10 protein-coding genes are annotated in these 12,359 nt (G+C 62.8%); 2 read left to right on the forward strand and 8 right to left on the reverse strand.

Features of this window, described 5'->3' with window-relative positions; all coding sequences use genetic code 11:
• Positions 1-2: 2 nt before the first annotated feature.
• From O5O53_RS02380 to O5O53_RS02405, 6 genes are all read right to left on the reverse strand, one after another.
• Positions 3-1,172 (reverse strand): Fic family protein, encoded by a 1,170-nt coding sequence (locus O5O53_RS02380; protein WP_269508693.1) that lies wholly within the window; start codon positions 1,170-1,172, stop codon positions 3-5.
• Between the two features lie 191 nt (positions 1,173-1,363).
• A complete protein-coding gene (locus tag O5O53_RS02385; protein ID WP_269508695.1) occupies positions 1,364-2,008 on the reverse strand; it encodes a hypothetical protein in 645 nt (214 codons plus the stop codon).
• A 313-nt stretch (positions 2,009-2,321) separates the two neighbouring features.
• Positions 2,322-2,750, reverse strand: coding sequence for a TA system VapC family ribonuclease toxin (locus O5O53_RS02390; RefSeq protein ID WP_269508697.1), 429 nt, complete (start codon positions 2,748-2,750; stop codon positions 2,322-2,324).
• Positions 2,737-2,979 carry a hypothetical protein gene (locus tag O5O53_RS02395; RefSeq protein WP_269508699.1) on the reverse strand — a complete coding sequence of 81 codons (243 nt, stop codon included), beginning with the start codon at positions 2,977-2,979 and terminating at the stop codon, positions 2,737-2,739. Before O5O53_RS02395 ends, O5O53_RS02390 begins: the two co-directional genes overlap by 14 nt.
• A gap of 131 nt (positions 2,980-3,110) precedes the next feature.
• On the reverse strand, positions 3,111-4,268 hold the full coding sequence (locus tag O5O53_RS02400) for a type II toxin-antitoxin system HipA family toxin (protein WP_269508702.1): 1,158 nt from the start codon (positions 4,266-4,268) through the stop codon (positions 3,111-3,113).
• Complete coding sequence (locus O5O53_RS02405; protein ID WP_269508705.1) at positions 4,265-4,522, reverse strand: helix-turn-helix transcriptional regulator; 258 nt, start codon at positions 4,520-4,522, stop codon at positions 4,265-4,267. The genes O5O53_RS02400 and O5O53_RS02405 overlap by 4 nt, the downstream gene beginning before the upstream one ends.
• A gap of 275 nt (positions 4,523-4,797) precedes the next feature.
• Between O5O53_RS02405 and O5O53_RS02410 the strand changes: the two genes are divergently transcribed.
• Both O5O53_RS02410 and O5O53_RS02415 read left to right on the forward strand, forming a co-directional pair.
• Positions 4,798-7,191, forward strand: coding sequence for a hypothetical protein (locus O5O53_RS02410; protein WP_269508707.1), 2,394 nt, complete (start codon positions 4,798-4,800; stop codon positions 7,189-7,191).
• Positions 7,188-7,811, forward strand: a complete 624-nt coding sequence (locus tag O5O53_RS02415) for a 5' nucleotidase, NT5C type (protein WP_239307227.1) — start codon at positions 7,188-7,190, stop codon at positions 7,809-7,811. Before O5O53_RS02410 ends, O5O53_RS02415 begins: the two co-directional genes overlap by 4 nt.
• 27 nt (positions 7,812-7,838) lie before the next feature.
• Here O5O53_RS02415 and O5O53_RS02420 read toward each other — a convergent pair whose 3' ends face one another.
• Together O5O53_RS02420 and O5O53_RS02425 are read right to left on the reverse strand one after the other, a co-directional pair.
• A complete protein-coding gene (locus O5O53_RS02420) occupies positions 7,839-9,671 on the reverse strand; it encodes a hypothetical protein (protein ID WP_269508710.1) in 1,833 nt (610 codons plus the stop codon).
• 316 nt (positions 9,672-9,987) lie between these two features.
• Positions 9,988-12,351 (reverse strand): 3'-5' exonuclease, encoded by a 2,364-nt coding sequence (locus O5O53_RS02425; RefSeq protein WP_269508712.1) that lies wholly within the window; start codon positions 12,349-12,351, stop codon positions 9,988-9,990.
• Positions 12,352-12,359: the final 8 nt, after the last annotated feature.

Genomic DNA, 12,359 nt, shown 5'->3' on the forward strand with positions numbered 1-12,359 from the left:
GCTCAGCCCCGGCGGCCGGCGGCGTCGGCGAACTCGTCGAGCAACGCGAGCACGTCGGGGGAGCGCCACCCACGCTGGCGCTTGTCCAGCTGCGCGGAGATGACGATCCCGTCAACCTCCAGCCGCTCCAGGGCGTTGCGGGCCGTCTCGGCCGACACACCAAACTCGGCTGACACCGTCGCCGTGGTCAACACTGGCCGCTGCAGCAGCAGGTCGAGAACGCGCCACGCCAGCGCATCGGCGCGGGCGGTGAGCTGCTCGTTCCACTCTTCACGCAGGGCGACTAGCTCCGCCGCCAGCCATGATCCACGCCCTACGGCGTCGATGGCTGCGCGGGCGAACAGCTGCACGATCCGGTCCACGTCGCCGCCGCGGTAGGCGTCGAGCGCGGCGAAGTACCCCGCTGTGTCGGTGAGGAGGCCGGCGGAGAGGGGGAGGGCGGAGCTCGTCGTTAAGCTGCGCTCCCGCAACACCACATGCACAAGCGCACGCCCCGTGCGGCCGTTGCCGTCGGCGAACGGGTGAATCGTCTCAAACTGCGCGTGCGCGACCGCCGCCTGGGCGAGCGCCGGGAGATCATCGCGCGCCATGAACTCGCCGAGATCCGCCATCAGCTCCCCAAGGTGGCGCTGGTGGGGCGGCACGAATATCGCCCCGGCGGGGGAGTAGTCGCTGCCGCCGATCCACACCTGGGCGCTACGCAGCACGCCCGCGATCTCGGGAGCGGAATCCGTAAGCAGGATCCGGTGCATCTCCACGATGCCGTCCACGCTCGCGCGGGCCCGCTCCACGGCGGCCTCCATCTGGCGAGTGTTCGCCGCAATCAGCGCCGCATTTCCCCGCCCGCGGCCAGTGACCTCCGCCTCCAGCACCTTGCGAGCCGTCGATGTGAGCTGCTCAATACGGCTAGACGCGGCCGACTCACTGCGCAGCAGCAGCGGGGTGAAGGGGACCACGCGGTGCGCGTCCGTAGTATCGAACCGCACGGCCGCGACCGTCGCCTGTTCCACCAGCGCACGGGTTTCGTCGCTGAGCGTGAGCTGCTGGCTCGCAATCTTCGGGACCACCGCAGCCTCGTACTCGCGCGGCATCCTCTTCGCCGCCCGCCGCGGGTACGAATCGGGCGCAGGCGACCACGGGAGCGTCTCAGTTTCCACCCGCGGCCAGTTCATATGAGGGAGAATACCAAACTTAAGCTGTCATCTTTGGCGGTTGCCCGCGACCGCAAAACTTATCGACGGCTAAAGTGTCCCCACTCCCGGTACGTGTCCTGCAGATTGAGCCACAGCTCTGCCGAGGTACCAAGCGCTGCCCCGACCAGCTCGGCGGATCCCCGCGTGATCTCACGCTCACCCGTGATGAGCTACGCGGGCCGCGTCCCCCAACTGCTGAACCGGTGCCGGTCTACTACCTCCTCCACGGCGTACACCATGTCCCGAAGGGCACCGTATCCCGCGAGCTTCGCCTCCAGGTCCACGATCACTTGCAGGCCATCGACCCACATCTCCATAACCACGCGCGGTTCCGCCGTCCCCGGCGCAAACAGCGGCAGCGGGAAGTACGCTGAGCCGGGGTCTTTACCGATTTCGCGGCCATCTACCTCGCTGCACTTGTAGTTCAGGCCCATCTCCGCCAGGCCGTCGCCAGCCAATTCAGCGCTAGGTTCCGGGAACTCAACCTCCCGGATTTCCACCCGCATCGCGCGGTCCGCTTCGCCCGCGTGGGAGAGAGGTTTCGGCAACACGCTAGAGATGGTGTCGCAAAACGGCCCCATCATGTCCAGACGGCCGGCGTCGGCGCATTCCCGGGCGGAGATCGCTAGCCCGTATACGCCTGCAAACCGCGGTTCCTGCGCGAGCGCCTCCCCGCTGATCTCCACCATCAACCTGGCTGCCGAACCCGCTGATTCGACGGTTGTAGCTTGCCGCATCAGCAGCAGCGGCAAGCCAGCCATCAAGACGATGCCTGCGAGGTTCTCAGCCACCTCACCTGTTTCCGGCTGCTTCATACTGACCCGCCGACACTTTCTGGCCGCCCGATTCAGTCCGGCAACAACCGCTTGCCCAAGCTCCCGCCCGAAAACGCCTATTCCACCGAAACGGTTCGCAACAATTACCCGGCCCCCAACGTGCGTTCCCGCCGCCTTGGCCCCAATTTTCCAAGTTTTCATCCCCATGCCCGGCAGCCTACGTCGCACCCCGCGCGAGCACAGCCCCTCACGTGCTCATTTCAGTGGACATCCGCCTATCGACGCACCAAAGGTTGACCACCTCAAACAGTTGGTGCACACCCAATTGTCCGCAATGCGGAGTCCGCAAGATTTAACTGGAGACAGTCACCCAATCGAGGTCACCGAACCTCGCAAAACCTTTGTCATCGCTCACTAGAGTTGCCTCCTCTGCAATGACGTTCGCAGCAATCCATGCATCGGGAATATCAGCAGCGTGAAAGTGGTAGCTGCGCGTGAGCTCCGAAAAGATCTCCCAACTCAAGCTTGACCCATGAATCAAGACGGCGCTAGAAGACCGCATGATCGTCTCGATGGCTCCAATCGCCTGGTCAGTCGATAGAGGTTTCTTGAACACTCGCGCGTTCGTCATAATCCGAACAACGCCGGTAGCCACAACATCAAGCAAGCCCAAACGATCGCCGTCCTGCAGCGTTCTGGTCAACCAGGCTCGTGCCTCTGCGTGACGAGGGGACTCGGTGTGAAGTGCATTGATTAGCACGTTCACATCAGGAATGATCATCGAGAACCTTCCACAGAACATTCTTGTCGTCGAGATCGATCAATGGCGCCCCACCGCAATCGAACGCTGGTAGCTCAACGGGAGCACTAGCCTGCGTTGACTCCCCAGCCCTCCCTAGCGCATGACGGACGGCTTGTTCGACATACGCGTCTAATGTGAGGTCGCTCTTTTCAGCCGCCACCTTGGCTGCCTCGAGAATATTCGAGGAGAGATTGATGGAGGTGCTCATGCCGAAAAGCCTATTGAGCGTCAACGTTTCAGGCAATATCCCCATGCCCGGCAGCCTACGTCGCACCCCGCGCGAGCACAGCCCCTCACGTGCTCATTTCAGTGGACATCCGCCTATCGACGCACCAAAGGTCAGCCCCACAACTTCCTCCGCCGGTCCAGCACCCTCCTGAGGTCACGCGCACGGCGCGGATCGAAATCGGCCGCGGCCACGATCCGCTCCGCGGCTCCATCGGTTACCCGCAGGGCTTGGGCCATAACGCGCTCAGTTGCGCTCACCGTCAATCCGATCTCCGCGCAGAATGCCCGGAACGCCTTGCCACTGATGTTGTCTTTGCGCCCCTGCACCGACAGCGCCATCGTGGAATCCCCGTAGGGCACCGTTGATGGGATGTCGTAGATAGGGGACATCTCAGCCCCGCGGCCCCTCCAGATCAACGACATGTTCTTCGCATGCAGATCGCCGTTTCCAGTGAGCCAGGCAAGTGCGACCTGGAAAGCGATTGATCGGGCAGTCAAGCTTGGCGACGCACTCACGCCCATCAACGCCTCCGCCACCTCCTCCATTGCTGGGCTGTACTTCGCGCTCGGGTACAGGCCCATGACCTGCGCAGCGTCTTCGACGTGGAGCCGGGTGCCGTCTAACCGGTCGAAGCGGGTGATGAGGAGTCCGGGGCGACCGGAGGCGTCGATAAGCAATTGCGTTTCAGCGAGCGGGTATTTGGCGGCGGCTGCGATGGCGAAGCACTCGGCCTCATTTTCTACAAGCTTTGGGTACTCGGGCGGGGACACCTTGAGAATGTATTCGGTGTTGTGGCCGCGAACTGGGGCCGCAATGGTGCGTGCCGATGCCTTGTCCTGCACGCCGGGAACGGCAATGGGATCCGCGATTCCGGCGTCAGTGATGGCCGCCGAGAAATCGAGCGGGCCAGACAAATCGATCACGGCGGGGGAGGGCGCGAGCGGCTTGCCGTGCGCAACGACGCTGACATCACCGACCGTGTCGGAACCGACAGCGACGAGGAGGGCTAGCTCATCGTCGAACGACGCCTTGACCGAACGCTTCAGCGTGGAGAGCCGCCTGCCCTCAGGCAGCAGGTTGGCGAAAAACGGCGGGAGCGCACCTGCCGAGGTGACATAGGGCGCGCCACTGATCGGCAGCGTTGAGGCCACAGCCTTCGTGGCGCCCTCCACGTAGTCGAACTCCGTGCGGCCATCGGCATGGGTGGTGAAGCGGCCGGCCAGTTCCTCGCCCACGTACACGTCTGCTGCAACAACCGGGGACGTCACAGCAGATCACCCTTATGCACAACAGGTTCGAGGTCGTAACCGAGAACCGCAAGCACCTCGATCACCTTGCCGATCTCCGCCGTCGGCTTGCCATGCTCCAGCTCCCGGAGGAACCGGTCCGACACGTCGGCGAGCTCGGCGACCTCCAGTTGGGTCAGCCTCCGCTCCTTGCGCTGAGCGCGCACAAAACTGCCGAGTGCCTCAATGTCCACGCGCCACGCCTCCTCGCCGATCATATTACGGAACGTTCGCACCGAATCTGTTCCAATAGGACGTGAGTTTAGCGTAAAACAGTACATTTCGGTGCGTTCGCTCTGGTTTTGAGGTGCAGCGCCGTCGGCCAGCGGTACATACGAGCAAATCGGTGCGTTCGCTCCATTCACCTCTCGCCAAGCTGCAGTGGGCCTCCGCCTATCGACGTTCCAAAGGTTGCCAACCGCAAACAGTTGGCCCGCACCCAGTTGTCCGCAATGCGGAGTTCGCAACTGCTCCCCGGCAGCCCAACCTTTCAAGCCCTAAACTTCTCCGCATGTCGCACAGCACGGCTCCTACAGACATGGGAGAGCAGATCACTCTTGGTCAGCTCGTTCAAGAGCAAGCCCTGAAAACCGTGACCACCCTTCTAGAGCTGGAGGTGAACCGCACGGTTACCGCCGGCTGGCCCGAAGAAGATGCTGCCCTGTTCAATCTTCCATCTCTGCCCAGAGATTCGCGGTCCGGGGGATTTCACCCCATCCCCGAACCGGACGACCAGCTTGCGGCCGCGGTGCTCCCGATGATCTCGGACTGGCAGTGGATGCGCCGCCGAGTCGACTCCCTCCAGCTCATTGCTAACGGGCAAACACGCCGCCGCCTCAGCTTCGACTTCGAGCTGCCGCATGAGGAACCACTCCGTTACAGCAACGGTAGCGACCAGGTCATGGTCCCCCTGACGTTCCTGCGCAAGGGCATGCTGATCAACCTCGACCTGGAGTTCAACGGCGAATCCACCTCGTCGATGCAGATGAGCCGCAACGGACACCTGCCGTTCCAAGCGCTGCGATTGCTTGCCGACGAGCTCTCGCTTTCCCAGCGCCTCCTCGAGGTCCTCGACGTCCCCTGGACCGAACGCCAGGCGGATCTGCTGATTAGGCAGGGCATCCTGGACATCATCTACGACCTGCGCTGCCACCCATCGGCGGAGTTCGAGGATCTGGTCTACCCGGTGCAAGAAGGCCACCGCCACCAGCTCTTTGCCGCACTCGCGCTTGCAGCGTCGCACCAACGCAGCAAACCCGACCCCCATCTGACCGTGGCGGATATCGACCTCTCGTTCTGGGTACTAGAAGCGGGCCAGCTGATCCCGGGCGGCAAGGTGGTCGTGGACGGGACCAACCTCGAAGAGAGGAGCGTCCTCGATTCTTCGTTGCCGGTGCAGTGCCTGGCCCTCGCCATCCTTCATGCGTTGTCCATGAGCTCTGGCTACGCGGACAAAGAACACGCACTCCGTTGCCTCGAGATCATGTGCTGCCTGCTGTCGACCATGAGCATCTCGTATCTGTTCTCCGTCGTTGTCGATGCGGATGCTGTTTGGACGGGTACGGGAAACAACGTGGTTCCCCGCCGCGCGTTAGCAAAACTCACCTGCGATGCCGAGCAATCCAGCTTCAATGACCCGGAGGAGGCGGAGAAAGAGTTCCTGAGCAACCCCAACCTCAAGGAGTCGACCGAACACGATCAGGTCAGCGAAAAGGAGAAGAACAACCGGAAGATCCGGCGGGTCAGCGATGAACTGGAGCGTCTTACCCAGCGCTCAAACGTTCGCCTCCGCCCGAAAAGGGTCATCCCGTACACGTCCGGACCGGAGGACTGGGCTGGATCAATGAACCTCGCGTACTCCACCCTCACCGCGTCGAGTACGCACTTGGAGATCCAGCCTCCCGAGGGCGCCAATCTGATCGCCATGTATGGCCTAGTCACCCACGAGGATGACCTGGAAGGCGAGTTCTCGGTGCCCGAGGCTCGTGGCTACCTCGAGCCCGGCACGCCATCTTGTAAGCGGCTGGTAATGCCTGGGGGAGGGAAGAGCGGAGCCGTCGATAAGCAGATGCTCTATCGCTTTCGCCACAGGATGGGGAAGCGGCATCCGCACGGCACGTCGCGCCCCTCGCAGTCGCGGGTGCACGTGTACAACCCGTCGCCTGAGCGGTCCCTGGAATGGCTGCGAGTGTGGTTCGCGCCGACGCTGGGGGCATCACCGTTGGCGGCGGCATGGCTCATGCTCCTTTCGTCGATCGCGGCATGCCTCATGTTCGCGGACCGGGTGTTGTGGAGCGGTGTACTGGATCTGGGCAATCTTCTGGATATCAACGCCATCGCGCTACCGCTCCTGCTCGCGCTGTTCGGTTTCATGTGGTTCACCACCGGCACGCACCGGCTCGCCCGCGAGATCCATGCCACGGCCAAACTTCATGTGGTCTGGAGCGCCGTGGTCTCCATGCTGGTCTTTCTACTCCCCCTAGTGGCCATGCTGCTAGACGAGAGCAATGGGCCGCCGAAGTGCCGCCCGGATCGGCCGCAACATGTTTATCCGCCCTACGACATCATCATCGGGTTCCTGCTGGTGGCCTTCGTTGTCCACGCGGTGTTGGTGCTGATCTGGGTGCACAAGTACGAACGGTTCTGCAACCACGATTACGAGAACAAGGAGTACATCATTCGCAGTGTGCTTCTCGACGGCACCCTGCAGCGCGAAGCCATCTCAGTCATGGAAACCGGTGCTTGGGATGTGGAGTACCTGACGGACCGGTACTGCTGGTTTTACGCCGGCAAGTTCGATATCCGCGAATACTTGCGAGATTTGCAGGCGACTGCGTTGAAGGTCGCAGCTAAAGTGCCTAAACCAGAGAATGAACCGGATTCCTATCGGAAGGAAACACCGTGATTGAGCTGCAGGATAACCAAAGAACCTTCCGTGGCCGCGCCATTGTGGGCCTGGACCTCGACGGAGTGTGCGCCGATTACACCGACGGCATCCGCGCTGTAGTCGCCGAGCGGCGCGGTGTCGATCCGTCGACGCTGCCGGAACCCGAGGTGTACTCCCTGCACCGCGCCGGATGGGGCTTCGACACCGTCGAAGGCTTCCTGGAGCACCACAAGGCGGCCGTGGCGCAGGGCCTTTACCGAGATCTCGACCCCATCCCCGGGGCGCCTGAAGCGATGCGCAAGATCGCGGCCGCCGGCGCGCACATCCGCGTAGTGACACACCGGCTGATCTTCGGCGGCTCTCACGCAAAGGTGGTGTCAGACACCGCAGCCTGGCTGGACCGCATGGACATTCCGTACATGTCGCTCTGTTTCACGGGGCTGAAGGACTCGGTGGGTGCGCACGTGTACATCGACGACGCCCCAGACAACGTTGACAGCCTGCGCGAGATGAACATCCCCACCTTCGTCTACGACCAGCCGTACAACCGAGACGTGGCAGGCCCCCGGATCACGGACTGGGAGACCGGCGCCGAGCAGGTGATCGACTTCCTGCGTGAGGCGGGGCAACTGGGGTAAGGGCCCGCCCCGCCTGCCGCACGGAGTCTAAAAAGGCAGCGCGTTCGCGATCTGCGGCGGAAGGCCGCCCGCCAGAGCGAATGCGCCTACACCCAGCGCTGCGAGAAGCGCCACCACCACCCCAATGATGCCACCGGTGCTGAGCGAAGAACCGCTGCCGTCAGCCGGGCGGTCAGCCGCCTTGGTCACAGTTTCGGTCGCTTTCACGACCGTCGTCTCCGTAGAGGTTTCTTTCAACGTCGAGGTCACCGTTGCAGTCACCTTATTCGGCGCTGGTATCACTGTGACAGTCGTTGCCTTAGCTGCAGGGGTGGCCAACACAGTGCTCAATCGATCGACGGTCACCGTCGGAGCCTCCACCGTGCTCTTCTCTACGCGAGTCACCGTGGCAGTTACCGTCGCCGGGGCAGCTGTTGCCGTAGCTGTCACCGTCTTTGGAGCGAGGGCTTCTTTGGTAGCGGTCACCGTGACCGGTTCACCCGGCACCTCCACGCGCTCCGTCAGGGTAGCGGTGACAGTCTTGGGTGGGAGCGGCTCAGCAGTGGCGGTCACCGTGACCTGCTTTCCCGGCACCTCCACCTCGCGGGTAATGGTTACCGTGCTAGGGCTCGTTGTTGCCGAACCCTTAGAAGTCGTTGAAGGTACCGGATTGCCAGTAACTAGCGACTTCACTGGCCGGATGGGGAGGAGGCCGGATACCTCTTCAGATGACCCGTCGTTGTAGGTCACCCGAACGGCTACCGCAACCTTAAATTCCGCCGGGTAGATTTTCTTAGGCTCGACTGCGACGTTAATCCAAGCGCGGTGGTTAATCAGTGCGTTCTTGGGAGCCAACGAGTAACTGATCGGGTACGGGGAATCGAACTGCAGGACCTCGACATCTGCCATCTCTGGTCCCTCTCCACTTACCAGGTAGGCATAGCTCTCGCTCGGACCAATGTCGTAACCCCCGAGGGTGGAGATTTCGGGATCATAGATGTCAGCCAGGGTGAGTTCATCGTCGGAAGAACGCGTCGGCACCGGCTGGGCGGCGGACGTCGTAACAACTGGCGGGGCGACGGTCGTTGTCGCCGTGACAGTGACGGTTTCCGTCTCATAGGAAACTTCGGGGTACGGCTCCGGGTAATACTCAGTCGACGTGGTGGTCTCCGCTTGAGTTGCCGTTTCAGTCGTGGTGGCAGTTACCGTTTCGGTTTCAAAGAAAATTTCAGGGTACGGCTCCGGGTAATACTCAGTCGACGTGGTGGTCTCCGTTTGAGTTGCCGTTTCAGTCGTGGTGGCAGTTACCGTTTCCGTCTCATAGACCGGGTATGGCTCTGGCTCCGTAGTAGTTTGGGTCACCGTTTCTGTATAGGTTTCAGTCTCAGTGGCGGTGGTGGTTTCCGTAACGCTCACCGTGGCGCGGGGCGTCGTGGTCGGCTCGACTGGTTCTGCGGGCTCACCGGCAACCAACGCCTTGAGCGGGCGCACTGTGAACGAACCCTCCACATACTCGCTGGAGCCGTCATCGTAGTGAACCGTCACGCCCGTCAGGACATCGAACCGTTCCGGGTAAATCTTCCCGCCCTCAAGGCGAAGCTTTATAGCACCGGGATAAGCGTACGGAGAATTGTCTAGCTCCGCCTTCAACCCAGGGTACGGAGACTCGAACAGGTTTAGATCGACCGAAGCCAGCCGGGGACCTTCGCTACGTGTCAGGTAGGCAGTGTATTCATCCGGACCAAGGTCGTATGCGCCACCGATCGTCGGCTCATACAGTTCGGCGGCGGTCATTTCCTTCGCATCGGCATTTCCAACGGCAATAACGGAGCCGGCAGCGATCGCGATCGCCATTGCGGGCGCCAAGACACGTTTATTCATTTGGGGAACCTCCACGGGAGCTTAAGAACGACTGTCAAAACTTTAGACCGCAGAAGCCCCTCAGGCTGTTTAACATTCAGTTCAACGGGTCCGATTGCCTCGACCGACCTGCAAGACCCGCCAAGGTCACTCGTCGAGCATTCTCCGGTTTCGTTCCATCATCCGCCGAGCTTGCGCCTCCATTCTCTTGAAGTCTTTCCTGCTGAACTCTTCAGATGGGAGGCGGTCTTCTTGCGCCTTATTCCGTCGGAGATGGCGCTGGGATTGCGTTCGCCGAAAGTTCTTCTGTCTGCGTGGATTAGCCATATGCGACCCCCTACCCCTCCGGCAGCAGCTCCGACCGCTCGCCAACGGTCGTGATCACCAACGCATCGCGGGCGCGCGACGCCGCAACGTACAACAGCGAGCGCTCACGCTGGAGGGCTGCGCGAGCGTCTTCCTCGGACAGGTTCTTCAGGCGGAAGCGCAGCGGCATGATCTCCTTGCCCACGCCCATGAGGATCACGTGGGTGAACTCCATGCCTTTGGCGCCGTGCATGGTCATCACGGAAACCTGCTCGTGGGAGGCCAACTCTGCGTTTTTGGTTTGGACGGCGTCGATGCCGTGGTCGGCAAGACCGGAGACCACGCGGGAGAGCTGCCCGCGGGTGCGGCACATCACCCCGACGCGGACTTCCTTGCGCGGCCCGTCTTCACCCGCACGCTCGGCTTCCTCCAGCCAGCCGTTGATCAACGCAGCCGCAACAGAGAACTCCTCGTCCTCCGACGCCGCGGTCACAATCATCGGCGCCGGTCCAGTGCGCGCGGAGCGGTACCCACCCACCGAGTCGACCTCGCCCTCGCCGTCCAAGAACTCCATGTCGCCGCCAACCAGGATGCGCAGCGCGTAATCCAGGTTCTCTTTGGTGGTGCGGTAGTTCAACGTCAAACGCCGCGACGCGCGCCCGCGAGTGGAAATGCCAAAGTGCGACAGGGTCAACGGGTTGCCGTAGATGCGCTGGTGGGAGTCCTCGGCGATGAAAACGTCGTTCGGCCCCTCCGCCACGCACGCGCGCAGGAAGCGCCAGTGGCCGGCGTTGAAGTCCTGGGCCTCGTCCACAACCACGTGGTCGAACAAGGACCCACCGCCGCGCTCGTAGCGCACGTTCAAGATCTCCGCGCCCACGGCGGACATGGTGGGCCAGAACAGTTGCCCGTCGATGGCCTGGGTCTGCATCAGCGACTCCAGCACGGCCCACACCTGCTTGCGTTGCCTGCGGTTCAGCGGCGTGCCACGGCCGGTGCGCGCGACCTTGAGGTACTCCGCCAGCGTGGTAATCCCACTGGCCAGCACGACAGTTTCGTACTCGGCCTGCAGGAACGCCTCGTTGGCAATCTCGCGGGGCATGGATTCGTCGGTAGCTTCAAGCGCGCCTTCCCACACCTGGCGCGCGGCGATTTCCGTGTAAGGACGCACTCGCAGGGCGGCCACGCCGAGCACGCGCCGGGTTGCCTCCGAAACCTCCTCGGGTGAACCCAGGGAGACCACCTTGCGCACCACAGCGTCGATGTTGTCCACCCATACGCCGTCCTCGCCGGGCTCGCCGGCTTCCGGGTACACCGGATTCAGCGCGTTGAGCTGGGACTTCAACCCCTGCGCCAGACCCTTCGTAAACGTGGTCAGCAGCACGCGCGGCCCCGCCCCGGCAACGCGCCCCATGGCCAGGTTGTTCGCACGGTGCACCGCCACCACCGTCTTGCCGGTGCCGGCGCCGCCGAACACGCGCGCGGAACCCTTGTAGGAGTTCTCCGCCATGCGGCGCTGCTCCGGGTGGATGTACACACGCCACTTCTCAAAGCTGCCGGACTCGATCACGCTGCGCAGCGACTCGGTCTCCACGTCGTCCACGTACGCGAACTCCAGCTCCGCAGCCGCCTGCCGCAGACCAGCCAACAGGCGCGCGTCCTCGGACTCCGCCGCCTCCGACGCCGAGACCTTCCGCAGGCCCAGCGACTCGCGCGTCTCCTCAACCGAATACCCCGCCACCAGCGCCAACACAGCCTCGTGCTCCCACTTCGGACGCGGCGCCAACAGCGCATCCAACCCATCCTCGGACTCGAGCGCCAACACCTGCTCGGTCAACGCCGGGTCAATGCCCAGCTCCTCCCACAACTTCTCGGGCGTCAGCTCACCCAACACCTCGCGGGGTGCGGGCGATTGCTTCTCGACGAGCTCCGCCTCCACCCCCTTCTCCCTCGCAACCGCCTTCGCCTGCTCGGCCGCCAACTCGTGCGCGGCGCGCGCGGCCGCCTCGGCCTTGGCGCGCGAATCAACATCCGCAGCAGCATCCCCCGCAGCAGGCTCCTCCTTGATCAGCGTCGTAATGCCGTTGATCGGGTTCACGTCCAGACGCAGCCGCGCCGGGTCCAACCGCTCGGCCTTGAGGTTGCCTTCGTCGTGCGAGTCCACGTCCACAAGCACGAAGTGGTGCGTGTCCTGGTCGCGGATCTCAAAGAGCACCGCGCGGAACTGGTCGTTGATGCGGCCGGTGCGCACGCGCTTGTCCACGGCGTTCGTGAGCGTCTTGATCTTCAGCGACGGATTCGTCGGGTCCGCAGACAGCTTCTGCAGGAAGTTCATCGTCGGCTTCATCAGTGCGCCGTCGAGGTCCAACCCGCTGTACAGGCTAAACGTCACCATGGTGTTAC

It is taken from the genome of Corynebacterium faecium, assembly GCF_027257105.1.
Taxonomy (GTDB): Bacteria; Actinomycetota; Actinomycetes; order Mycobacteriales; family Mycobacteriaceae; genus Corynebacterium; species Corynebacterium lehmanniae.